25 protein-coding genes and 1 pseudogene are annotated in these 21,825 nt (G+C 74.5%); 15 read left to right on the top strand and 11 right to left on the bottom strand.

Annotation, left to right across the window (positions count from 1 at the left end):
* Positions 1 to 38: 38 nt before the first annotated feature.
* The 5 genes and pseudogenes from LX15_RS12330 to LX15_RS12320 all read right to left on the bottom strand — a co-directional run bounded on the left by LX15_RS12330 (position 39) and on the right by LX15_RS12320 (position 2,380).
* Positions 39 to 230, bottom strand: a complete 192-nt coding sequence (locus LX15_RS12330) for a DUF397 domain-containing protein (RefSeq protein ID WP_308213457.1) — start codon at positions 228 to 230, stop codon at positions 39 to 41.
* Between the two features lie 30 nt (positions 231 to 260).
* Positions 261 to 461, bottom strand: a complete 201-nt coding sequence (locus LX15_RS33535; protein WP_372502652.1) for a Scr1 family TA system antitoxin-like transcriptional regulator — start codon at positions 459 to 461, stop codon at positions 261 to 263.
* Positions 364 to 867 carry a DUF5753 domain-containing protein gene (locus LX15_RS12325; RefSeq protein ID WP_372502659.1) on the bottom strand — a complete coding sequence of 168 codons (504 nt, stop codon included), beginning with the start codon at positions 865 to 867 and terminating at the stop codon, positions 364 to 366. Before LX15_RS12325 ends, LX15_RS33535 begins: the two co-directional genes overlap by 98 nt.
* A 42-nt stretch (positions 868 to 909) precedes the next feature.
* Positions 910 to 1,005, bottom strand: a pseudogene (locus LX15_RS33530) (hypothetical protein); the annotation flags it as partial.
* Positions 1,006 to 1,453: 448 nt separating this feature from the next.
* Positions 1,454 to 2,380, bottom strand: coding sequence for a ribonuclease Z (locus LX15_RS12320; protein ID WP_253669672.1), 927 nt, complete (start codon positions 2,378 to 2,380; stop codon positions 1,454 to 1,456).
* Between the two features lie 312 nt (positions 2,381 to 2,692).
* Here LX15_RS12320 and LX15_RS12315 point away from each other — a divergent pair, with 312 nt between their 5' ends.
* Entirely contained in the window at positions 2,693 to 3,448 is a 756-nt protein-coding gene (locus LX15_RS12315) for a 4'-phosphopantetheinyl transferase family protein (protein WP_253669671.1), read from the top strand.
* A gap of 13 nt (positions 3,449 to 3,461) precedes the next feature.
* Here LX15_RS12315 and LX15_RS12310 read toward each other — a convergent pair whose 3' ends face one another.
* On the bottom strand, positions 3,462 to 4,496 hold the full coding sequence (locus LX15_RS12310) for an o-succinylbenzoate synthase (RefSeq protein WP_253669670.1): 1,035 nt from the start codon (positions 4,494 to 4,496) through the stop codon (positions 3,462 to 3,464).
* A 45-nt stretch (positions 4,497 to 4,541) separates the two neighbouring features.
* Between LX15_RS12310 and LX15_RS12305 the strand changes: the two genes are divergently transcribed.
* The 8 genes from LX15_RS12305 (at position 4,542) to LX15_RS12270 (ending at position 12,812) form a co-directional block, all read left to right on the top strand.
* Positions 4,542 to 4,958, top strand: a complete 417-nt coding sequence (locus tag LX15_RS12305; protein ID WP_253669669.1) for a hypothetical protein — start codon at positions 4,542 to 4,544, stop codon at positions 4,956 to 4,958.
* A 72-nt stretch (positions 4,959 to 5,030) separates the two neighbouring features.
* Positions 5,031 to 5,492, top strand: coding sequence for a flavodoxin family protein (locus LX15_RS12300; RefSeq protein ID WP_253669668.1), 462 nt, complete (start codon positions 5,031 to 5,033; stop codon positions 5,490 to 5,492).
* Between the two features lie 161 nt (positions 5,493 to 5,653).
* Positions 5,654 to 6,688 carry a thiopeptide-type bacteriocin biosynthesis protein gene (locus LX15_RS12295; protein WP_253669667.1) on the top strand — a complete coding sequence of 345 codons (1,035 nt, stop codon included), beginning with the start codon at positions 5,654 to 5,656 and terminating at the stop codon, positions 6,686 to 6,688.
* Entirely contained in the window at positions 6,678 to 9,287 is a 2,610-nt protein-coding gene (locus tag LX15_RS33100; RefSeq protein ID WP_253669666.1) for a lantibiotic dehydratase, read from the top strand. The genes LX15_RS12295 and LX15_RS33100 overlap by 11 nt, the downstream gene beginning before the upstream one ends.
* A 31-nt stretch (positions 9,288 to 9,318) precedes the next feature.
* Positions 9,319 to 9,474 carry a hypothetical protein gene (locus LX15_RS12285; RefSeq protein ID WP_253669665.1) on the top strand — a complete coding sequence of 52 codons (156 nt, stop codon included), beginning with the start codon at positions 9,319 to 9,321 and terminating at the stop codon, positions 9,472 to 9,474.
* Between the two features lie 119 nt (positions 9,475 to 9,593).
* Complete coding sequence (locus tag LX15_RS12280; protein ID WP_253669664.1) at positions 9,594 to 9,764, top strand: hypothetical protein; 171 nt, start codon at positions 9,594 to 9,596, stop codon at positions 9,762 to 9,764.
* Between the two features lie 683 nt (positions 9,765 to 10,447).
* On the top strand, positions 10,448 to 11,638 hold the full coding sequence (locus LX15_RS12275; RefSeq protein WP_253669663.1) for a lanthionine synthetase LanC family protein: 1,191 nt from the start codon (positions 10,448 to 10,450) through the stop codon (positions 11,636 to 11,638).
* Between the two features lie 517 nt (positions 11,639 to 12,155).
* Positions 12,156 to 12,812: a response regulator gene (locus tag LX15_RS12270; RefSeq protein WP_253669662.1), complete on the top strand. Its 657-nt coding sequence runs from the start codon at positions 12,156 to 12,158 to the stop codon at positions 12,810 to 12,812.
* An 82-nt stretch (positions 12,813 to 12,894) separates the two neighbouring features.
* Here LX15_RS12270 and LX15_RS12265 read toward each other — a convergent pair whose 3' ends face one another.
* On the bottom strand, positions 12,895 to 14,064 hold the full coding sequence (locus tag LX15_RS12265; protein ID WP_253669661.1) for a sensor histidine kinase: 1,170 nt from the start codon (positions 14,062 to 14,064) through the stop codon (positions 12,895 to 12,897).
* A gap of 122 nt (positions 14,065 to 14,186) precedes the next feature.
* Here LX15_RS12265 and LX15_RS12260 point away from each other — a divergent pair, with 122 nt between their 5' ends.
* Together LX15_RS12260 and cutA are read left to right on the top strand one after the other, a co-directional pair.
* Positions 14,187 to 15,263 carry a Gfo/Idh/MocA family oxidoreductase gene (locus LX15_RS12260; protein ID WP_253669660.1) on the top strand — a complete coding sequence of 359 codons (1,077 nt, stop codon included), beginning with the start codon at positions 14,187 to 14,189 and terminating at the stop codon, positions 15,261 to 15,263.
* A 78-nt stretch (positions 15,264 to 15,341) separates the two neighbouring features.
* Positions 15,342 to 15,659, top strand: a complete 318-nt coding sequence (gene cutA, locus LX15_RS12255; RefSeq protein WP_253669659.1) for a divalent-cation tolerance protein CutA — start codon at positions 15,342 to 15,344, stop codon at positions 15,657 to 15,659.
* Between the two features lie 188 nt (positions 15,660 to 15,847).
* Here the strand turns inward: cutA and LX15_RS12250 are convergent, their stop codons facing one another.
* A complete protein-coding gene (locus tag LX15_RS12250; protein ID WP_253669658.1) occupies positions 15,848 to 16,717 on the bottom strand; it encodes an oxygenase MpaB family protein in 870 nt (289 codons plus the stop codon).
* A 207-nt stretch (positions 16,718 to 16,924) separates the two neighbouring features.
* On the opposite strand from LX15_RS12250, the gene rdmE reads away from it, so the two are divergent.
* From rdmE to LX15_RS12230, 4 genes are all read left to right on the top strand, one after another.
* On the top strand, positions 16,925 to 18,529 hold the full coding sequence (rdmE, locus tag LX15_RS12245) for an aklavinone 12-hydroxylase RdmE (RefSeq protein ID WP_253669657.1): 1,605 nt from the start codon (positions 16,925 to 16,927) through the stop codon (positions 18,527 to 18,529).
* Positions 18,530 to 18,689: 160 nt separating this feature from the next.
* Entirely contained in the window at positions 18,690 to 19,646 is a 957-nt protein-coding gene (locus LX15_RS12240; protein ID WP_253669656.1) for an MBL fold metallo-hydrolase, read from the top strand.
* Between the two features lie 94 nt (positions 19,647 to 19,740).
* Positions 19,741 to 20,112 (top strand): YidH family protein, encoded by a 372-nt coding sequence (locus LX15_RS12235; RefSeq protein WP_253669655.1) that lies wholly within the window; start codon positions 19,741 to 19,743, stop codon positions 20,110 to 20,112.
* Complete coding sequence (locus tag LX15_RS12230) at positions 20,109 to 20,426, top strand: DUF202 domain-containing protein (RefSeq protein WP_253669654.1); 318 nt, start codon at positions 20,109 to 20,111, stop codon at positions 20,424 to 20,426. The genes LX15_RS12235 and LX15_RS12230 overlap by 4 nt, the downstream gene beginning before the upstream one ends.
* Before the next feature lie 201 nt (positions 20,427 to 20,627).
* Here the strand turns inward: LX15_RS12230 and LX15_RS12225 are convergent, their stop codons facing one another.
* Genes LX15_RS12225 through LX15_RS33095 form a run of 3 tightly spaced genes read right to left on the bottom strand, consistent with a single transcriptional unit; the run spans position 20,628 to position 21,825 of the window.
* Entirely contained in the window at positions 20,628 to 21,077 is a 450-nt protein-coding gene (locus LX15_RS12225; protein ID WP_253669653.1) for an Imm1 family immunity protein, read from the bottom strand.
* Positions 21,074 to 21,403: a DddA-like double-stranded DNA deaminase toxin gene (locus LX15_RS12220; RefSeq protein ID WP_253669688.1), complete on the bottom strand. Its 330-nt coding sequence runs from the start codon at positions 21,401 to 21,403 to the stop codon at positions 21,074 to 21,076. Before LX15_RS12220 ends, LX15_RS12225 begins: the two co-directional genes overlap by 4 nt.
* Entirely contained in the window at positions 21,292 to 21,825 is a 534-nt protein-coding gene (locus LX15_RS33095) for a hypothetical protein (RefSeq protein WP_253669689.1), read from the bottom strand. The genes LX15_RS12220 and LX15_RS33095 overlap by 112 nt, the downstream gene beginning before the upstream one ends.

Raw genomic sequence — 21,825 nt, 5'->3', positions numbered from 1 at the left:
CTCCCACCGGCCGTCATGTTCATCGCTGCTCAACAGGATCAGCGCAAGTCGAGCTTACCGAGCTTCGCTGCCGCGACGAACGCGGTCAACGTCCCAGAAGCCACGACCAACACCGGCCCCGTGGGATTCTTGCTGTCCCGAAGAGCACCAGCACCGCCGTCGAACGCCAACTCAACACACTCTCCGTTGGGAGTGCTGCGAGAGGACTTTCGCCAGGCCCATCGGCACATCATGGGGACAGTCATCCAGCACACCCCTTCCTAGCCGTGATCCCGCCCGATCCGCGAGACGAGATCGACAGACTCCTGAGGTTCCAGCGCCAGTTCCGTCAGACGCTGGAAGGTTAGCTCACAGCGCTCAACATCATCTTCTTCCTCCACGAACACGCCCCTGGTGAGGGCGTCCGTGTACGCGACCGGGGCCGAGTGGTCGCCGAGGTGGAGGAGGGGAGAACGAGACACCCATCGCGGGATGCGCTCCGACCTGCTCACGAAGCACCTGAATCGTGATGTTGGGCAGCTCCGCCATCTCCACCAGGTGCAGCAGTTGTGCCCGTATCGTCTCGGGGCCGCCGACGGGCGCACGGAGCGCGGGTTGGTAGATCACCGCATGGAGGTGCAGCGGAGGTTCCGCATGCAGCCTGGCCTGTCGCTGAACTCGTACGGCGGTCCGATCCTCCACCACGTCGTCACTCGGACCCAGCTCCCAACCTCTGGCGATCGCCTTCGCGTAGTCCTCCGTTTGGAGAAGCCCGGGGACAACGGTGGTCTCGAAGTCGTCCAGCTTGACGGCTTCGGACTCCAGCTCGATGAAGTCCTTGAGAGATCCGGGGAGAACGTCCGCAGGGAACCGGCGAAGCCAGTCCACCCGAGTGCCCTGGCGGGCCAACCCCGCGTACTCGTCGCGTTCGGCCTCGCTGATTCCGTAGATGGTCGCGAGCACGATGACCTCCGCCGGTCCGGCGATGGTCATGGCCGTCTCCAGTCGGCTGAGCTTGGCCTCGGACCAGCCGCACCGACTTCGAGGACAGGCCCCAGGGCGTGTCTGATGATCTTGTTGTTAGGGGTCGGATGCGGCGCGGGGCCGTGTGGGAGCCATTGTTGCCGGATCGGTCGCCGCGTCGGGGCGGCAGGCCGGAGCGGGTGATCGCGGACAAGGGGCTACTCCAGCCGCGCCAACCGGGAACACCTGGCCCGAACGCGGTATCAGATCGACCCTTCGGGAGAAGGGGTGGCCAGGTCGAGAATCCGTCGCCATCACGGCTCGGCCGGCGGGCGTCCCCGCACCTTCAGTAAGCAGATCGACCAGCGACGCCACTGCGGTCTAGCGCTGCTTCAACCGGTTCAAAGGTTGTCACGGCATCGCCACCCGCTACGACCGGCTGGTCCGCGACTACCTCGGCGAGCTGAACCTTGTTGTTGCTCGACTGGCTCCATGATCCGTCAGACGGGCCCTAGGCCGGCACGGCTCTCCTGGCGGGCACGGGGACGCGGACGAGGTCCTCGGCGACCACGATCTCGCCGCCGAACAGCTCGGCGGCCTCGTGGTGGAACCGGGTCGGGTCGTCGTACCGCTGGGAGAAGTGGGTCAGTACCAGCCGGCGCACGCCGCACTCCTCCGCCACCCTCGCCGCCTGGGCCGCCGTCAGGTGCCCGTAGTCGGCGGCCAGCGCGCGGTCCTCGTGCAGGAAGGTCGACTCGATCACCAACAGGTCGGCCTGGTCGGCGAGCGCGTACACGCCGTCGCACAACCGGGTGTCCATGACGAACGCGAACCGCTGGCCGGGGCGCGGGGCGCTGACGTCCGCCACCCGCACCGTGCGCCCGTCCACCTCCAGCGACCCCCTGCGCTGGAGCTCGCCGACCAGGGGACCCCTGATCCCGAACTGGGCCAACAGCTCCCGCACCATCCGCCGCCCGTCCGGCTCGACGAGCCGGTACCCGTAGGACTCCACCCCGTGGTCGAGCCTGCGGGCCTCCAGCATGCCGAATGGGCCGGTCGCCACCGGCCCGTCCCGCTCGACCGGCTCCTCCCGCAGGTCCGCCGTCTCGTGGAAGGCGCAGGCGTGGCGGAGCCTGGCGAAGAACTCCCGTCCCGAGGCGGGGTAGTGGGAGTGGACCGGGTGCGGAACGCGGTCCAGGGACAGGCGCTGGACGACGCCGGGAACGCCGAGGCAGTGGTCGCCGTGGAAGTGCGTGAGACACAGGCGGGTCACGTCCGAGGCGGCCACGCCGGCGAGCAGCATCTGCCGCTGCGCGCCCTCGCCAGGGTCGAACAGCAGACCCTCGCCGTCCCACCGCAAGAGGTACCCGTTGTGGTTGCGACGCCGGGTGGGAACCTGGCTGGCCGTGCCGAGGACGATCAGCTCCCGTGGTGACACGTGCGGACGATACCGGGGCACCGGTGTCTCACCACACCGCCGAGAGGTGCTCGCTCAGTCCTCGGAGGTCGTGCGACTTGACTGCCTGGAGTCCACGGCGGAACCCCGCACGCCCGCGAGTCCGCGGATGCTCGACCTCGCCGGAGGATGGGTCGCGGTCGGGGACGAGTTGTGCGCCCAACGGCCGGGGTGGCGCCGGCGCGGGGCGGCGCGGGGATCTTTCAGCCGGTGAAAGCGATCACTGCGGGGAGGTGCTCGTCCCCGCTAGCGTCGTCGCGACGGCGACCGGGACGGACGACCGGGAGGGCGGGCATGGCGGAGCACGACGAGCTGCCGGCGGGCGAGTGCCAGGTCTGGTGGGTCCGGCCCGACCCGGCGCTGGCCGGGCTGGCCGGCCTGCTGGACGACGACGAACGCCGGAGGTACGGCCGGTTCCTGCGCGAGGGCGACCGGTGGCGGTACGTGGCGGGGCACGCCCTGGTCCGGCTCGTGCTCGCCCCGCTGGTCGGGCGCTCCCCCTCGGAGCTGCGCTTCTCCACGGTCTGCCGGCACTGCGGGGCCGGCCACGGCAAGCCCCGGCTCAGCCCGGGGTCGGACGTGGAGTTCTCGCTCTCCCACTCCGGCGACCGGGTCGTGCTCGCCGTCGCCAGGGGGGTCGAACTCGGGGTCGACGTCGAGGAGCTGGGCCGCCGCACCGAGGAGGGGCTGGCCGAGCACGTGCTCTCCCCCGCCGAGCAGGCGGCGCTCGCGGCGCTGCCCGAGGACCGGCGGCACGCCGGGTTCTTCACCTACTGGACCCGCAAGGAGGCCGTGCTCAAGGCGACGGGGCACGGGTTGGCGATCGCCACGCAGGCGGTCGAGCTGTCGGGTCCGACCGAGCCCCCGCGCCTGGTGCGGTGGTCGGCCGAGGACCCGCTCGACTCCCCGGTCCTCCTGCACGACCTGCACCCCGGCGAGGGCTACCTGGCCAGTGTCGCCCTGTTGACCGACCGGCCGCACAGCGTGGTGGAGCGGGACGGCGATCCCGTCCTGCGCCGGGCGCTCGCCGAGCTGCCCGCCGTCGGCTAGCGGACCCGTCCGTTCACGCCAGCGCGTCGCCCCTGGCGGCGAGCAACGCGCGCACCCGGCGGAGCCGGTCCAGCCACCAGTCCCGGCGTCGGTCGTCGACGGGTTCGGCGGCGGCCAGCAGCTCGGGGTCGGGGACCGGCGGGGCCTGGGGCACGCGGATCTCGCCGTCGACCGGCCGCAGGCCGTCAGGGAGCAGGTCGCCCTCGAACAACGCGAGCGTGCCCAGGCCGCAGGCGAAGTCCAGCTCGGGCAGGGCGGCGGCCAGCGCCACCTGCGCGGCCAGCCCGACGCTCGTCTCCAGCGCGGAGGACACCACGCAGGGCAGCCCGCACGCCTCGGCGACCCGCAGGGCGCGGCGGACCCCGCCGAGCGGGGTGCACTTGATCACGGCGATGTCGGCCGCGCCCGCGACGGCGACCCGCATCGGGTCCTCGGCCCGCCGGATGGACTCGTCGGCGGCGACGCGCACGTCGACCCGGCGCCGCACCGCCGCCAGCTCCTCCACCGTCGGGCAGGGCTGCTCGACGTACTCCAGCCCGCCGGCGGCGCGGTCGAGCTGGCGGATCCTGGCGACGGCGGTGTCCACGTCCCACCGCGCGTTGGCGTCCACCCGGACGCGCCCGTCGGGGCCGAGCGCGTCCCGCACCGCCTCCACCCTGGCCACGTCCTCGGCCGCGGAGTCGGGGTGGTCGGCCACCTTCACCTTCGCGGTGCGGCAGCCGGAGCCGGCCACGATCGCGGCGGCGCGCTCCGGCCCGACCGCCGGGACCGTGCAGTTGACGGGGACGCGGTCCCGCACGGGCGCGGGCCAGCCGTGGTCGGCGGCTTCCAGCGCGGCGGCCAGCCAGCTCACCGACTCACGGTCGTCGTACTCGGAGAACGGGCAGAACTCGCCCCACCCGACCGGTCCCGGCACCACGACGCCCTCCCGCACGGTGATGCCGCGGAAGCGGGTCCGCATCGGGATCGCGTACACCCTGGCCTGCTCGACGTCCACGTCCGGATCCTGCCACCCGGTCTTGACGCGTGTTTGGTAACACTGTTTCATAACAGCGTTACCACTCGTTACCACTCGTTGCCGCCGGAGGCCCCCATGCGGACGCTCATGCTCAGCGCCCCGTCCCGCCTGATCGCCGGACTCGTCCTGCTCACCGTGGTGACCATCGAGGTCGGCGGCTGGCACCTGACCCGCGTGGCCGCGGGGCGGGTGCCCCTGACCGACTTCCAGAAGGCGTTCGCCAGGGCCGGCCACGCCCACGCCGGCGTCCTGGTCACCCTGGGCTTGGTCTGCCTGGTGCTCGCCGACGCGGCCCGGCTCGACGGCGTGCTCGGCTGGGTGGCCCGGCTCGGCGTCCCGTCCGCGGCGGTGCTCATGTCGGCCGGGTTCTTCCTGTCCTCCCTCGGTCGCAGCGTCACCCGCCCCAACGGGCTGGTCGCCGTGTTGTGGGTGGGAGCCGCCGCGCTCGCCGCGGGCGTGGTGACGCTCGGGGTCGGACTCCTCGCGAGCTGACCGCCGTCGGCCGCGCGCGACACGACCGGGACCTGTTGCGCCGGGCCGCCGGACGCGGGCAGGCTCCCTGGCGTGCCGCGGCTGCTGATCGTCCACCACACGCCCTCACCCCACCTCCAGGCGATGTTCGAGGCGGTGGTGTCCGGCGCGACGACTCCGGAGATCCGCGGCGTGGAGGTCGTCCGGCGCGCGGCGCTCGCCGCCACGGCCGTGGACGCCCTCCACGCCGACGGCTATCTCCTCGGCACCCCGGCGAATTTGGGATACATGAGTGGCGCGCTGAAAAACTTCTTCGATCTCGCCTACTACCCGTGCCTCGACTCGACTCAGGGCCGCCCGTACGCCCTCTACGTTCACGGGAACCAGGGGACCGAGGGCGCGGTCCGGAGCGTGGAGAGCGTCGCGAAGGGCCTGTCCTGGAAGAAGATCGCGGATCCCGTGGTGGTCATGGGCGAGCCGACCAGGGCTGATCTGGAGGCCTGCTGGGAGCTGGGGGCCACGGTGGCCGCGAGCCTCGCCGAGGACGTCGACTGAACCGAGATGACGGCCCGTGACGATCACGGGAATAGTCCCCTCCTTCAGGTGAAAGTGGGTCCGCGGCCCTCCCTCCCAATCCGGTGATTGGCCCGGCTGCGGTTTCGCGGTTCGGCCAGGGCGGTCATGCTCGGTTCATCGCCATTACCGAGGGTGTTCCCATGACTGCCAGCAACCAATTGGCGCACAAGGCGCACGACTCCGCGGTGCCGGTCGGAGAACGCGAGTTGTCGTTGACCGACTTCCTGGCCGGCTGCCTGGACACCGCGCGCGGCTCCGGCCCGTGCGACGCGGAGCTGGCCGACGCCCACCGGGCGTTCCTGGCCGCCGGCATGGCCGCGCTGCGCGCCGGAGCCGAGCAGCGGGAGTGGACGCAGGTCGGGCTCGCGGCACGGCCGGACGCGCAGACCGTCCTCCCCGGACTGGTCGCCGACACCGCGCGCGAGCTCCTCGACCACGGTCTGGCCGTCAACTTCTTCTTCATGCACAAGCCGCCGGGGCTCCGGGTCCGGTTCCAGGCGGCGCCCGGCCGGTTCCCCGAGCTGCGCCGGCGCGTGCTCGGCTGGGCCGAGGAGCTGCGGGCGCGCGGCACGGCGCAAACCGTCCTGCCCGCCGTCTACGAGCCGGAGACCCCGCTGTTCGGCGGCCCGGTCTCCATGCGCCACGTGCACGAGCTGTTCACCGCGGACTCCCTGGCCTGGCTGGAGGTCCACCGGCACGCCGACGCCAGGGAGGACCTCGCCCCGCCGTGGGCGATGTCGTTGTTGTTGCTGCGCGCCGTCTTCGACGGACTGGAGATCGTCGGCTGGGAGCACCGGGACGTGTGGCACCGGGTCCAGTGGGAGACCGGACGCCGGTTCCCCGCCGAGGCCCGCTCGGTGTCCGGCCTGGCCACCGCCGCCGAGGGCATCCGCAGGATGTGGGAGCGCCCCGACGCGCTGTTGCGCCGGCTGCCGCCGTGGGCGCAACGGGTGGCCGAGCGCCACCGCGCCGCCGCGCTGGACATCGGCCACCGGTGGCGCGCCGAGTACTTCCACACCGTGGGCGCCGACGTCGGCCCGCGCAGGGCCGCGGCGTTCTACGTCGTCTTCCACTGGAACCGGGGCCGCCTGTCCGCCGCGCGCCAGTCCCTGCTCGCCGAGGCGCTGGCCAGCCCCGGCCGCGATCCCGCGGAGGTCGGGGACGGTGTCGGCTAGTCACCCGGGTCACCAGGGCACGGCGTTGCTCCGGCTGGCGGGCCTGCCGGTGCGGCTGTGGCTGGCTGGCTCCTGCCCCCGCCTGTTCACGCTGCTGGCCGAGGCCGACCGGTCGGCGACCGACTACCGCGCGGCGGCCGGCCGGCTCGCCGAGCGGATCGGCGAGCACCTGGTGCCCCGCCCCGAGCTGACCGACAGGGACCGCGCCCGGCTCCTGGACCTGCGGCGCGCGCTGCACAACGGCCACCCGGTGGACGCGCGGCGCTGCGCCGCCGTCGCCGGCCTGGTCGCCGACCTGCCCGAGCCCGCGCCCGAGATCGCTGGGGAGCTGGGCTCACTCGCGGAACGCGCCCGGTGGCTGCGCGCGCTCGACGCCCACATCGAGAGCGAGATCGCCGGGGAGCGGGCGCGGCTGCGCGGCCTCCCGTGGCGGCTCCTGCGCTCCTCGCCGGCCGGGGCCGCGACGCTCGCCCACGACGCCGCCGAGGTCGTGGCCGACATCGAGTCCCGGCTCGCGGCCGGCGAGGACTGGGAGGCGAAGCGGCTGCGGCAGCGCGGGGACTACCTCTGGCGGTTGATCGGCCGGGGCGCCGTGAAGACGACACCGCGCTCCTGGCTGGGGCAGGTCGCCGTGCTCCCCGTGACCGGTTCCACCGGTTCCACCGGTTCCGCCGGTCCCGTCGGTCCCCCCGCGGGCGGCGGTCGCCCGGCCGGAGCGGCGGGCGCGACCAGCCCAGGGGACGACGCTCTTCTGTCCGGTGTGGACGGTCAACCGCCGACCGCCCACCGGTACGCGGTGCACCAGGTGTCCAATGTGCACACCGCGCGCGAGCGGCTGGCCGCCGACCGCCCCGACCGCGGGCCGGAGCGGGCCGGGCGGACCGCGCGCGCCGAGGTGACCCTCACCGGCCTGCACTGGCCGGACGGGGACGACCTGGTCTGGTGGGTCGTCGACCCGGCCGACCGGAACCGGATGCGGGAGGTCAGGCTGCGGGCCACGCCCGCGCTGCGGGCCGTCCGCCGGGTCCTGGCCCAGGGCCCGCTGCCCGTGGCCGACCTGCTGGAGCGGCTGCTGGGGCCGGGGGCCGACGGTCCCGGACCCCGCGCGGCCCTCGCCGGGTTCCTCGACCACCTGGCGGAGCTGGGGGTGGTGCAGGGCACGGCCGAGGTGTCCGACCACCTGTCCGACTGGCGACACACGCCCACCCTGGAGTCCACTCAGGACGGACCAGCGTTCGTGGACGTGTACCGGCAGGTGCGGGCCGTCGTGTCCGCCCCCGCCGTGGAGCGGGTGCGCGCGGCGACCGGTCAGGCGCTCCGCCTGGCCGCCCTGATCGACCAGGAGCGCCGGGACCGGCGCCACCCCGCGCTCGCGTTGGTCGACGACCGCCCCAGGACCGTTCCCGACCTCGTGCGCCGGTTCCTCGACGAGCACGGGGACACCCCCGGCCCCGACCACCGGTGGCCGGGCTGGCCCACCGCCGACCGCCCCGACTCCGGGTACGCGCGGCTGCTCGCCTGGCTGGCGGACCGCTGCGACCGGGGCGAGGACCCGATCCGGCTGGACGAGGGGCTGTGGGACGCGGTCGGCGCGCCCGAGGTCGACGAGGACTGGCCGCTGGACGTCCTGCTCCGCCCGCTCGCGCGCGGCGGGCCGCTGGCCGTGCTGGAGACCGCCGCCGCCCCCGCGGCCACCGACGCCCGCTTCGCCCACGGCCTGACCAGGCTGCACGGCGAGCCCTCCTCGGTGCGGGACTACCGCGCGTTCCTGCGGGAGCTGGAGCGCCGGGACGGGGGCCGGTTCGTGGAGGTCCTCGTGCCCCCGATGACGGAACGCGCGGCGAACGCCGTGCGCCGCCCCCGGTACACCGACCTGTGGACGGGCGATCCCGACCACCGGCCGTACCACGCGCCGGGCGGCTCGTGGGAGGGCGGGCACGAGTACGTGCCGTTGCACGAGATCACGCTGCGCCGGGTGGACGACCGGGTCGTCGCGGAGGCCGACGGGCGCGTCCTGTGGCCGATGTACCACGCGACGCGCGTCCCGCTGCCGCCGTGGGACGTCGTGGTGACGCTGCTCTGCGCCGCCGCGCCGGAGGGCGCGCGCCGGGGATGCCGGTGGAGTCGCCCGCTGGCCGCCTTCCCGACCAGGGACCACCTCCCCCGCGTCCAGATCGGCGACGACCTGGTCCTGTGCCCCGCCCAGTGGCGACTGCGGCGGAGCGAGCTGTGGGCGCCGGGGGCCTCGCTGGGGGACAGGTTGCGCGTGCTGTCCGGGCTCATGCGGCGGCGCGGGGTCCCGCGCTGGGTCTTCGCCACCCGGGACGGGCACACCCGCCCGGTGCCCGTCGACCTGGCCGGCCTGCCCGCCGTCCGGGCGCTGGACCGGCTGCTCGCCGCGCCCGACACCGCCGGGCTCGTGGTCGAGGAGATGCTGCCCACCCCGGAGCAGTTCCTCGTCACGGACACCGCGCACGCGCCGGGCGACCGGCTGGCCGCCCAGCTCCTGCTCCGCCTGCCGGTCGGGGTGACGCCCGCCGAGCTGGCCGCCCGCGCCTCCCGACGCACCCCCGCGACCGAGCCGGCCGCGGGGGCGTGAACCGACGACGTCCCACTGGAAGGAGGAAGTCATGGAAGCCACGCTGGAGCTCGAGGACCTGGACGGCCTGATCGAGGACCTCGAGACGAGGGTGAACGAGATCCGACTGCCGGATCGCGGACTGGACAACGCGACGAGCCTGATCGCCTGGTGCACGGTGGGGTGCACCGACCACGGCAGTCACTAGCGGCCCGGGTGGGCGCGGTGCGAGCGCGCCCACCCAGCCCGGGCCGGTCACCGACGGGGCGGGCGGTGACATCCCGGGCAGGCGAGGTCGACCGCACCCGACGCCGAAGGAGGCGAGCGATGGGCGAGTCCCTCCCGCTCCGCGACCTTGACCAGCTCATCAGGGACCTGGAGGCCCGCACGGCCGAGTTCCGGCTCCCGGACCCGCCGGACGGCGGGCGGCTGAGCAACCTGCTGTGCAGCGTCCTCGACCCCGAGTGCCAGCCCCGCACGGTCCTGGGCTGCCAGTGACCGCTCCCGCCCCTGGCGGGGCGGGAGGCCGCGAGGGGCTCCCCGCCGTCGGGGAGGACGTGCCGGGGGCGCCAGGGGCCCCGCCCGGCGGTGGGGGCCGGTGATCCCTGGGACGCCGGGAGGGGCCGGGCCGGCACGGGGGGCGGGCCGTGCCGGCGGGCGGGGCCACCGCGCGCGGGGCCGTTCCCCTCGGCGGGCGTGACCGCTGACCGGTGGGCCGGGTGACGCGACCCCGCGCCACCCGGTCCACTGTGGACGTTCCTAGCGGGACGGTCCCGGATGGACAGTCTCGGATGGACAGTCCCGGATGGACAGTCTCCGAAGGTCAGTTCCGGGCGGGCGGTCCCGGCGGGAGCGGACACAGCCGAACGGACCCAGCCGAGCGGACACAGCCGAACGGACACAGCCGAGCGGACACAGCCCCTGGGTCGCGCGACGTCTCGTCGCGCCCGGCGCTCGCCGGCACCGGGGCGGCGCGGCCCACCGCCCCCACGCCGCCGGGGCGGACCTCGCGGCGAGGAACGAAGAACCGAAGACCACGAGACTCTCCCGGAGGATGTCGTGACCAACCCCCGTTTCCCGGCCCGCCGACCCGGCGGTCGCTCCGCCGGCCAGGGTCCCCGTCGGCCAGCGGCCGGGACGACCGGCCCCGCCGCCCACCCCGACCCGGGGGTGAGGTCACGATGACCACGAGACTGGAGCCCGGCACCCCGAGCGCCGCCCTCGACCTGGCCGGGTGGGCCCTGGCCACCTGGGCGGCGCGGGGCCGCCGGACCACCGACCCCGGCCCCGCGGTGCTGGCCTTCCTGCTGGGCCCCCGGCACTCCGCGGTCGCCCCCGCGCTGCGGCGGTGGCTGACCGAGCTGGACGACCCCCAGCCCTCCCCCGGCCTGCTCGACGGCGGCCTGGCCGGGCAGCTCGCCGGCCTGCGCCTGCTCTCCCCGCTCTACCCCAGGGTGTCCCGGGTGGCCGAGGCGGTGTCCACCGCGCTGACCAACGCCGCCAACCGGGGCCACTGGTCGGCGGACGCGGTCGGGTTCGCCACCTACGACCTCGTCAGCGGACCCGCGGGCGCGCTGCTCGCGCACTGCGTGCACGGCCCGAGGGAGGGGGAGCTGGCCCCCTTCGCCACCGTCCTCGCGAACCTGTGCTCGCGGCCGGACCTGGCCGGGCTGCGGTGCACCGCGTACGCGGGGCACGACGTGCTCGGCTGGCACCAGGGTCGGATCAACGCGGGCCTGGCCCACGGCGTCCCCGGGGTGGCGGCGGCGCTGGCGGCCGCCGTGCGCGCGGACTCCTCGGACGACCGCGTGGCCGCCGCGCTCCGCAGGGTCGGCCGGTGGATGGCCGCCGAGGCGTTCCGGGACGAGCGCGACATCCAGACGTGGACCTGGGCCGGCAGGGACGGGGCGGCGCCCCCTCGGGAGGCGAGCCCCCGCCAGGCGTGGTGTTACGGCTGCCCCGGCGCGGCGTGGGCGTTGCGCGAGACCAGCGCGGCCCTGGCCCAGCACGGCATGTCCGGTGTCGCGGCCGAGCTGGGCCAGGTCGCCCTCGTCGCGATGCGGTCGCTGGCCCAGAACTTCGACGAGGACTTCCACCTCGTCGGCGAGTCGACGGCCGACCGGCTGGCGGTCTGCCACGGCGCGGCCGGCGTGCTGGCGGTCGCGGACGCGTTCGCGCACTGGACGGGCATGCCCGACGCGGCGGCGCTGCGGGACCGGCTGCGCGCCCACGTGCTGCTGCGGCTGGACGAGGTGGCCGAGCTGGTCACGACGGACATGGGACTGCTCGCGGGCGCGGCGGGCGTGCTGGCGGTCCTGTTGACCGTCGACGGCGGCAACCGCGCCTGGCTCCCCCTGCTCGCCCTGCGCTGAACGTTCCGTGGACCGGGGCCGGGGGACGGGCGCGCGCGGCGCCCGGCCCCGTTCATCCACTGTGGACACTGTCTCGGCGGCCCAGTCCTGTCGCCCATATGTCGTCGCCCTCCGGTGGCATTCGGACGAACCGACCGCGAGGGAGGAGTGGTCGCCGCCCTCCGCCCGGTGACCCCGCCCGTCGCCCTCCGGCGGAGGGAAGGCACGGCGCCGGGGCGCCGGGCATCGGCGCGCCGGGCGCGCGGGACCAGCGCCCTGACCGGCACCCTGACCGGCGCGTGCCCGACCTCGTCCCCGTGCCGGGGGTCGCCGTCAGCCGGGTGGTCCGGACCAATGCCGGGGCGGTCCCCCGCCGCGGCACGGCCCGCGCCGCCGACTACGCCAACCAGGTTCTGTTCGCCGACCACACCCCCCGTTCGTCGGAAGGGGTGCGGACGGAAGGCGTACCCGGGACCGGCCGCGCCCCGCGTCCCGCCCACTAGCCTCGACCACGCCGGCTCGTGTGGGGGAGGCAGTGGTGATCAGAGTGGGCATCGCGGACGACGAGGCGCTCGTCCGCGCGGGTGTCCGCGGGATCCTGGAGACCGCCGACGACCTGGAGGTGGTGGGGGAGGCCGACGACGGCCGGTCCGCGGTGGAACTGGTCAGGACCCTGCGCCCCGACGTGCTGCTGCTCGACGTCCAGATGCCCGGCATGGACGGGCTGCTCGCCGCCGACGTGGTCCGCGACACCGCCCCGGAGACCGCGGTCGTCGTGCTGACCACGTTCGACTACGACGAGTACGTGATGCGGGCGCTGCGGGCCGGGGCGGTCGGCTACCTCCTCAAGGACACCGACCCCGCCGAGCTGGTGCGCGCGGTCCGCGTCGTCGCCGACGGCGACGCGGTGCTCTCCCCACGGGTGACCCGCACCCTGGTCGAGCACTTCAGCGGCGGCTGCGGGCTGACCGCGGAGCGGTCGCGGAGCCGGGTCGCCTGCCTCACCGAGCGCGAGCTGGACGTGCTCACGCTGATCGGGAGGGGCATCTCCAACTCGGAGATCGGCCACCGGCTGCACCTCAGCGAGGGCACGGTGAAGGCCCACGTCAGCCGGGTGCTGACCAAGCTCGGCTGCGAGAACCGGGTGCAGGCCGCGATCATCGCGCACGAGGCGGGCCTGCTCCGCACGCCGTGAGCGCCGCGAACACCGCGAGCACCGCGCGACCGCGACGCCGTCGGGCGCGACGCTGTTGGGGCGCGACGCGTGAGGCCGCGGCTCAGCGGCGCGCCGGCACCTCCCCGACGGGAACGCGCACCAGCACGAGGTAGTCGCCGCCGGCCTGCCGGCCGTGCTCCAAGGACCCGCCGAGCAGCGCCACCCGCCTGGTGAGCGCGGCCAGGCCGGTGCGCGCCCCGGCGGCGGTGCTCGACGGCGGGGTGTCCGGGGCGGCGTTGCGCACCTCGATGCGCAGCTCGTCCCCGACGACGCGCAGGCTCAGCCGGGTGGGCACCGCCCCGGCGTGTTTGTGCACGTTGGTGAGCGCCTCCCGCACCACCCGGTGCGCGGTGCGCCGCAGGACCGGGTCGAGCCGCCACACGGCGTCGTCGACCGACTCGTCGACCGGGACGCCGGCGCGCCGGGAACTGTCCACCAGCTCGGCCAACGCCCGGTGGTCGGCGTGGTCGAGCGGCTGGTCGTCGCCGTCGCCGTCCCGGAGCACGCCGATCACCTTCCGCAGCTCCCGCATCGCCTCCTGGCCGGTGCGCCGCAGCAGCTCGGCCTGCGCGCCCTGCCGCCCGCCGAGTTCCAGCGCGCCGGCGTGCAGGACGATCAGGCTCAGCTTGTGCCCCAGCGAGTCGTGCATCTCCTGGGCGATGCGGTGGCGTTCCCGCAGGATCGCCCGTTCCGTCGCGATCCGCTCCTGGCAGGACAACGCCTCGGCGCGGTCCCGGTACGCCGCCAGAAGCTGGCGGGTGCGCCGCAGGTGCAGGCCGACGAGGAGGGGTAACACGACCTGGAACGCCAGTTCGAGGAGCCGGTCCATCGGGGACGCGTCCGGCCACGGCGCGAGGGCGAAGGCCAGCACGGCGGCGCCCGAGGCCGCCACGCCGCTCCCCCACCGCGAGCGCACCCCGACGGTGTAGGCGGCGCAGCCCAGCGCGGGGAAGACGTTGGGTCCGGCGAACGCGTGGATCGCGATGGTCCCGACCAGCGCGAGCGCGGGCGCGGGGCGTCGCAGCACCAGCAGGAGCGCGGCGGCCACGCACCACCACAACGCGGTTCCCGACTCGCCGATCAGCGTCGCGCCGCCCCACAACAGCACCGCCAGCGCGTCCGTCACCAGCTCGCGCCAGCGCGCGGGCACGGCGTACCAGCGGTCCTCCCACACCGTCCGGCCCGGATGTTCACCCGACGCGTCGTCCCCGTGCTGCCCCACCCCGTCCACAGGGCTCCAGTCTGCCCAGCCAAGGGCGCGCGGGACAGCGTTCCGGCAGGTCGTCAAGGGTTCAACCGATCCTTCGGCAGGTCAGGCGCGGGTCGGGCGCGAGGTCGCCTAGGGTTCCGCTGGTGAGGACATTCCGCGTCGCCCTCGTCGGTTACGGACTCGGCGGGTCCGCCTTCCACGCGCCGTTCCTGGCCACCACGCCGGGACTGGAGCTGGCGGCCGTCGTCACGGGCAACCCGGAGCGACAGGCCGCCGTACAAGAGCGCCACCCGTCGGCGGAGGTGCTGCCGTCCCCGGACGCGCTGTGGCGCCGGGCCGACGAGTTCGACCTCGCCGTGATCACGACCCCGAACCGCGAGCACGCCCCGCTGGCCAGGACGGCGCTGGAGCGCGGGCTGGCCGTGGTCGTGGACAAGCCGTTCGCCGCCACCAGCGCCGACGCCGCCGGTCTCGCCGAGCTGGCCGACGCCAGGGGCCTGCTGCTGTCGGTCTTCCACAACCGGCGCTGGGACGGGGACTTCCTGACCGTCCGCCGCCTGGTCGAGGAGGGGCGGCTGGGCCGGGTGCACCGCTTCGAGTCGCGGTTCGAGCGCTGGCGGCCCGAGGTGCGCCCCGGCTGGAAGGAGAGCGCGGACCCGGCCGACGCCGGCGGCATCCTCTTCGACCTGGGCAGCCACCTGATCGACCAGGCCGTCACCCTGTTCGGCCGGCCGAGCCGGGTCTACGCCGAGGTCTCGACCCTGCGCGGGGGCGCGGTCGTCGACGACGACGCGTTCGTCGCCCTCCACCATGCCCCCGCGCCCGGCGCCGCGGGACCGGGCGTCGTGTCGCACCTGTGGATGAGCGCCCTGGCCGCCGACCTGGGGCCGCGCTTCCGGGTGCTCGGCGACGAGGCGGCCTTCGTCAAGCACGGCCTCGACCCGCAGGAGGCCGCCCTGCGCGCGGGCGAGACGCCCGGCGGGCCGGAGTGGGGCGCGGAGCCGCCGGAGGCATGGGGCCGGGTCGGCGCTGGCGAGGACGTCGAGCTGGAGCCGACCGATCCCGGCGCCTACCAGCGGTACTACGCGGGGGTGGCCGAGGCGCTGGCGACCGGCGGCGAACCCCCGGTGAGCGCGGCGGACGGGGTGGCGGTGCTGGAGGTCATCGAGGCCGCGCGCCGCTCCGCGGAGGAGGGCCGCGTCGTCACGCTCCCCGCATGAGGTGGGTCCGGCCGCCGGACGGGCGACAACGCGCGTCGACCGGCGGCCGGGCCTCCGCGCCCGTGGTTAGGTGCGGAGGTGACCGACTACTGCCAGGTCGTGACGACGACGGACTCCTACGAGGCCGCTGAGGAGTTGGCCAGGGGCGTCGTCGAGGCCAGGTTGGGCGCGTGCGTGCAGATCATCGGTCCGATCCGCGGCGTCTACCGGTGGCAGGGCGAGCTCCAGGTGGACCAGGAGTGGCAGTGCGTGGTCAAGACGACCACGGCGCGCCTGCCCGACCTGACGGAGTACGTCCGCACCCACCACGACTACGAGGTGCCCGAGGTCCTGGTGACCCCGGTCATCACCGGCAACCCCGACTACCTGGCCTGGTTGGCGGACGAGACCTCGTGACCCCGGGCGGCGTCGGCCGCCCCGATCACACCCGCCCCGATCACGGCCAGCCCGCGCGGCGTTCCCGGCTCCGACGGCGGTGACCCGCCCGCCACGGCGTCATTCGTGCCGTCCGTGCCATCCATGTCGTCCGTGTCCGTGCGCGCGGTCCGTGACCGTGTCGTCCGTGCCGGGCGCGCGAGCGGTGATCAGGCCGGGAGCAACGCCCGGGACGGCGAGGCCGACCGGCCGAGCCGGTCGAGCGCGCCGCGCAGGTGCGTGTCCGCCACCCGCCACCGCACCGACTCCGGCACGGCCAGGCCCGCCGCCCTGGCCGCCCGCAGGCCGAGAGTGGCCACGGCACGGGGGAACGGCTGGTGGCCGTGCAGCTCCAGCGCCCAGTCCGGCAGCAGCGAGTAGGCCAGGTGCCCGATCGGCTGGTAGGCGACGGCCCTGGGCGGGACCAGCCACCAGGGCACCGGGGGCTGGTGCAGGAAGTCGTAGATCACCTCCGACTCGGGCGTGCGCCGCAGCTCGGGGCGCATCCTGGCGAAGTACTCCTCGAACTCCGCCACCGAGCCGGGCACCTCGTCGGCGCGCAGGCCGACCAGCACGGCGGACCGGCGTTGTTCGGCGAGGTACCGGTCGGCCTGGGAGGCGGAGAGCCGGAATCCGGCCCTGCGCACCACCGTGAGGAACGAGTAGACCTCGGCGCAGTGCACCCAGAGCAGCAGTTCGGGGTCGTCGATGCGGAACCGCCGCCCGGTGCGGGGATCGACGGCGCGCAGGGCGCGGTGGACCGCCCTGACCCTGGCGGCGGCCCGGTGGGCCTCGGCCGTGGTGCCGTAGGTGATGACGCCGACGTAGGCGGCTGTCCGGAAGAGTCGGCCGAACGGGTCTCTGCGGAAGTTCGAGTTCTGCACCACCCCCGCCACCGCCAGGGGATGCAGTGCCTGGAGGTACAGCGAACAGATCCCGGCCACCCACATGGCGGGGTCGGCGTGCAGTTGCCAGGTCACCGAACGCGGCCCGAACAGCCCCGTCTCGACCGCCTCCGTCGTCGCGAGTCCTTGACGCACAACAAGAGTCAAAGGATCTCAGATCGGCGGCGCAAGCGCCGCCCGCGCCGCCAAGTCCACCCGTTCGGCACGCGGGGTTCATCCAGACAACGGCGCGGAACCGCGCCGATCCGGGGGCCTGCCGCCGGCATCACTCTTGACTTCCATGTATCTTGGCCATCAAGATAGTTGACGAACGAGGGACTTGGTCCCGGAACGGAGGGGGTCATGCACGACATCCGTGTCCCGGTGCTGGTGGTCGGCGCCGGACTGGCCGGCGCGTCCACCGCGTGTTTCCTGGCCGCGCGCGGGGTGCCGGCGTTGGTCGTCGAGCGCCGCGCCGGCGCGTCACCACATCCCAGGGCGATCGGCCAGAACGCGCGGACGATGGAACTGCTGCGCTGGGTCGGGCTGGAGGAGGCCGTCCACGAGGCGAGCCCGGTCATGGACGGCCGACTGCGGATCGTGGTCGCCCAGAGCGTCCACGGCCCCGTGCTTCACTCGATCGTGGAGGGCACGACGCCCGACACCAGCCACCTCAGCCCCGCGAGCTGGGGGCTGGCCGGCCAGGAGCGCATGGAGGCCCTGCTGCTGCGCCGCGCCGGGGAACTCGGCGCGACCGTGCGGTTCCACACCGAGCTGGTGGAGTTCGCGCAGGACGAGGACGGCGTCACCGCCGTGCTGCGCGACCGCGCGACCGGCGAGGAGGAGCGGGTCCGCGCCGACTACCTCGTCGGTGCGGACGGCAACCGGAGCCAGGTCCGCGAGCGGCTGGGCGTCGGCACGCACGGCGCCGGGACGTTGACGTACAACATCAGCACCCTGTTCGAGGCGGACCTGGGACAGATCGCCGACCCGGGCGAGCAGGTCCTGTACTACCTCCAGCACCCCGAGTTCATCGCGGCCCTGGCCACCCCGGCCGGCGACAGGGGCCGGCACGTGTTCTCCGTCGAGTACCACCCCGACCGGGGCGAGTCGCCAGAGGACTTCACCGAGGAGCGGCTCACCGAGCTGCTCCGGGTCGCGATGGACTCACCCACCCTGCGCCCCCGGTTCCTCAGCCACGGCCCGTGGGAGATGGCGGCCCGGGTGGCCGACCGGTTCCGCGTCGGACGCGTGCTGCTGGCCGGCGACGCCGCCAAGGTGACGCCGCCGACGGGCGGGCTCGGCGGCAACACCGCCGTGCAGGACGGGTTCGACCTCGCGTGGAAGCTCGCGGCCGTGCTCGACGGGGTGGCCGGCCCCGGCCTGCTGGACAGCTACGACGCCGAACGCCGGCCGTTCGCGGAGATGGTGGTGGGCCAGTCGCTGCGCAACGCCGCCTTCCGCATGGCGCCGCACCTGCTGGACGGGCAGCTTCCGGAGGAGATCGACCCGGTCGACATGGTGCTCGGGTTCCGGTACCGGTCCTCGGCGGTGCTGGCCGAGCCCGGGGAGGACGACGGCGCGCCGGTGGAGAGCGCGAGCAAGCCGAGCGGGCGCCCCGGCTTCCGCGCGCCGCACGTCGCGCTGTCCAGGTCGGGGGAGACAGTGTCCACTGTGGACCTCTTCGGCACGGACTGGGTCCTGCTCACCGGGCACGCCGGCGGCCTGTGGCACGAGGCGGCCCGGCACGTCGCTGACCGGCTCCGCGTGCCGCTGCGCGCCGTCGGGCTCGACGGGCAGCTCACCGACCCCGAGGACCGGCTCGTCGAGGCCTACGGCATCGGCGACGGCGGGGCCAGCCTCGTCCGACCGGACGGCGTGGTCGCGTGGCGCAGCGCCGTCGAGGTGCCGGACCCGACCGCGACGCTGCACCGCGTGATCTGCCAGCTCCTCGACCGCGCGGAGTGAGGGGGGCCGCGGGGTGACGACGGGACGGGCTTCGGCGACAGCCGGACCCGCGTCACCCCCACGGCGGCTTCCCCACCTCACGGATCGCCCGCGCGGCCCCGCGGCAGGAGAGTGGAGACGCCGTCGCCGCCGTCCGGGGCGACCGGGAGGAGGAGGGACCATGGCCACGCCGTTCGCCTCGTCCGCCGACCTCGCCGAGCGGACCGAGACGTTCGAGGTCCTCGCCGACGGGGTGTACGCGCTCACCGCCGAGGGTGACCCGAACGTGGGCGCGATCGAGGGCGAGGACTTCCTGGTCTGTTTCGACGCGCGGGCGACGCCCCTGATGGCCGAGCGGTGGCTGGGCCGGCTCAGGGAGCACACCGGCAAACCCGTGCGCTATCTCGTGCTGTCGCACTACCACGCGGTCCGCGCGCTGGGCGCGGAGGCGTTCGACGCGGAGATCGTCGTCGCCCACGCCGCCACGCGCCGGCTGATCGCCGAGCGGGGAGAGCAGGACTGGGCCAGCGAGCTGGGACGGATGCCCCGGCTGTTCCAGGGCCACGAGTCCATCCCCGGGCTGACCTGGCCGACCCTGACCTTCACCGACCGCGTGTGCCTGGACCTGGGCGGCGACCGGGGCGCGCTGGAGCTGGCCTGGTTCGGGCGGGGCCACACGGCCGGCGACGTGGTCGCGTGGCTGCCCCGGCAGCGGGTGCTGTTCGCCGGCGACCTGGTGGAGACCAGGGCCGCGCTCTACACCGGGGACGCCTACCACCACGACTGGCTGCGGACGCTGGACGCGCTGGACGACCTCGGCGCGGAGGTCCTGGTCGGGGGCAGGGGCGAGGTGGCGAGGGGCCGGGAGGCAGTCGAGGCGGCGTTCCGGCTGACCCACGACTTCCTGACCACGCTGCTCGGCTGCGTCACCGCCGTCGTGCGCACCGGCGGGAGGCTGGAGGAGGCGTTCCGGGCCGCCGACAACGCCCTCACCCCCACCTACGGGCGGATGCCGATCTACTCGCACGTCCTGCCGTTCGACGTGACGCGGGCGTGGGAGGAGCTGACCGGCGAGGAGCACCCGGAGATCTGGACGCCGGAGCGCGACCGCGAGGTGTGGCGGCGACTCGTGGGGTGATGACCTCGGCGCCCCGCCGCCCTCACGGTGCTCGCCGGGCCGAGTGACACACTCCTCGGTCGGCGGCTCCCCTGCCAGGACTACCGTCGCTGGAGTGGACGACGGGCGGGAACGGACGCGCTGGCCACGACGGGTCTACGGGGTCGGGGAGGAGCCCGACCCCCGGTTCAGCCTGGCCAACGAGCGAACGTTCCTCGCCTGGCTGCGGACCTCGCTGGCGTTGATGGCCGGCGGCATCGCCGTGGAGGCGGCGCGGCCGTTCGAGGGGGTGCCGCAGTCGGCGCTCGCGCTCGGCCTGCTCGTCGTGGGGATCCTGACGGCGGGCAGCGCCTTCGTCCGCTGGATGACGACCGAACGGGCGATGCGCGCCGGCCTCCCCCTGCCCGCGCCCCGGCTGGCCGCGGTGCTCAGCCTGTGCGTGGTGCTCGCCGGGACCGTCTCCGTCCTCCTCATGGTGGCGCGATGAGCCCGTGGGACCCCGGGCTCCAGCCCGAGCGCACCGCGCTGGCGTGGGTCAGGACGTGCCTGGCGTTCCTCGTCGTCGTGCTCGTCGCGGTGCGGTTCACCGCCAACCACAACGTGGTCGTGGCCGTGGTCTCCGCCGTGGTCACGCTGCCCCTCGCCCCGGTGCTCGGCGTGCTCGTGTGGGGCCGTTACCGCCGGGGCCGGCGGCGGCTGCACGCCGAGCGCCCGCTCCCGGACGCCAGGCTGCCGGCCGCGGCCACCGCGCTGGCCGTGCTCGTGGGCCTCGTCGGCGTCGGGTACGTCCTGCTCGGCTGATCCCCCGCCCGGCCCCGGCCCTTTCGGCGGCTTCGCCGACCCGCCCGCCCGGCTATGCCGGGAAGACTGCGCGACGAGCCGAACTTCCTCGGACTCACCCCCGGCAATGAGCCGAACAGCCTGGTTGCCCCCACCCGAACTCCGATCGTCCCCGGCACTCGCGATCTCGGCTCAGGATGCGCCCTCCGAAGATCTGTGCCGTCACCATCCGTCGGCTGGCTGCCAGTCCACGCATGTCGGCCGGAGCCCACCGGACTCGTGGAACTCGTGGACGGCGGCCCGGAGCTGGTCGAGGGTGATGGCCGCGTTGGCGGGGAACGGGGTGGCGGAGTCGATGTCCCGGTACAGGGAGCGGGAGTTCGCCAGTGGTGGAGTGGACAGCGTCATCGAGGGGCCGCCACCCCCCGGGCCGAAGTACGCCAACGCCGCCACCTCGGCCCCGTGGGCGATGTCGATCTTCAGACCGTGGTCGGGGATCTCGGCGGGGCCGAAGGTCGGGCGCTCCACGACGTGCACGGTCGGGTTGTGATCGTAGGTACCGGCGGCGGCGACGACGCGGTCGAGCGCGGCGTCCACCTCCTCCGCGGTCCGGGCGGTGATCGTCGCGTCGTCGGCTTCGGCTTGGAGGCCGAACTCCAGGGTGTACGTCATGTGCGCCTGCCCTTCCCTTCGTAGACGTGGGTCCCGCGCGGGTCGTGGATGACCAAGGTCTGTCCCGGGGCGAGCACGTACGGTAATAGGCGATGGCATCCGTATTTCTTGGTGTCGACGTTGTTGTTGATCGCTAGCTCGACGTGCTGGCTGCCGCTGGTGCGCATCCGGTACGCCACCTTCAGCTCCACGTGCGTGGCGGCTCCTGGCCTGGTCATGTCGGGCGGCACGAGACCGGCCTCCACCATGTACCGGGCGAGGTCCTTGTCCAGCCCGTCCTCCTCCGCGCCTGATCGGACCGGGTGGTCGATGCCGTCGGAGTCGATGTAGCGGCCGTGGGTGGGGCCATGCTCATCCCTGCGAACGGGCAGTGCGGCACGGTCTCGTTGTCCCCACTCGCGGTCCACGGGGAAGGGGCGCTGCGCTGCTGGCGCGGGTGCGGGCGCTGGGGCTGGTGGTGGTGCGGGCGCCAGGGTTGCCGGTGTGGTGGGGCGGCCAGGTTGTCGGCGAGGTGGTTGAGTCTCGCGCGGAGTTCGGCGAGGAGCTGGGTGACCTCCGCCAGTTGGTGGAGGGCGGAGGCGAGCCAGGTGGAGACCAGGGCGGGTTCCTCGGCCCAGCTCCCCTCCATGACCGCCGCGAACACGGTGTGGCAGTCCTGGAGGGCGTCCACCGCGATCGCGATCTCCTGCTCGGGGAGGCGGTCGGCGATGGCGCGAACAGCGGCGGCGACCTCCTCGATGGCGGACAC

The organism is Streptoalloteichus tenebrarius, from assembly GCF_024171885.1.
In the GTDB taxonomy this organism is placed as follows: Bacteria; Actinomycetota; Actinomycetes; order Mycobacteriales; family Pseudonocardiaceae; genus Streptoalloteichus; species Streptoalloteichus tenebrarius.
This window is presented reverse-complemented; position numbering and strand designations above follow the sequence as displayed.

Coding starts and splice junctions, on each gene's coding strand:
- LX15_RS12330 (WP_308213457.1), bottom strand. CDS start 230: ATGTGCCGATGGGCCTGGCGAAAGTCCTCTCGCAGCACTCCCAACGGA.
- LX15_RS12315 (WP_253669671.1), top strand. CDS start 2,693: ATGGCGGAGCACGACGAGCTGCCGGCGGGCGAGTGCCAGGTCTGGTGG.
- LX15_RS12310 (WP_253669670.1), bottom strand. CDS start 4,496: ATGAAACAGTGTTACCAAACACGCGTCAAGACCGGGTGGCAGGATCCG.
- LX15_RS12305 (WP_253669669.1), top strand. CDS start 4,542: ATGCGGACGCTCATGCTCAGCGCCCCGTCCCGCCTGATCGCCGGACTC.
- LX15_RS12295 (WP_253669667.1), top strand. CDS start 5,654: ATGACTGCCAGCAACCAATTGGCGCACAAGGCGCACGACTCCGCGGTG.
- LX15_RS12285 (WP_253669665.1), top strand. CDS start 9,319: ATGGAAGCCACGCTGGAGCTCGAGGACCTGGACGGCCTGATCGAGGAC.
- LX15_RS12280 (WP_253669664.1), top strand. CDS start 9,594: ATGGGCGAGTCCCTCCCGCTCCGCGACCTTGACCAGCTCATCAGGGAC.
- LX15_RS12275 (WP_253669663.1), top strand. CDS start 10,448: ATGACCACGAGACTGGAGCCCGGCACCCCGAGCGCCGCCCTCGACCTG.
- rdmE (WP_253669657.1), top strand. CDS start 16,925: ATGCACGACATCCGTGTCCCGGTGCTGGTGGTCGGCGCCGGACTGGCC.
- LX15_RS12240 (WP_253669656.1), top strand. CDS start 18,690: ATGGCCACGCCGTTCGCCTCGTCCGCCGACCTCGCCGAGCGGACCGAG.
- LX15_RS12230 (WP_253669654.1), top strand. CDS start 20,109: ATGAGCCCGTGGGACCCCGGGCTCCAGCCCGAGCGCACCGCGCTGGCG.
- LX15_RS12225 (WP_253669653.1), bottom strand. CDS start 21,077: ATGACGTACACCCTGGAGTTCGGCCTCCAAGCCGAAGCCGACGACGCG.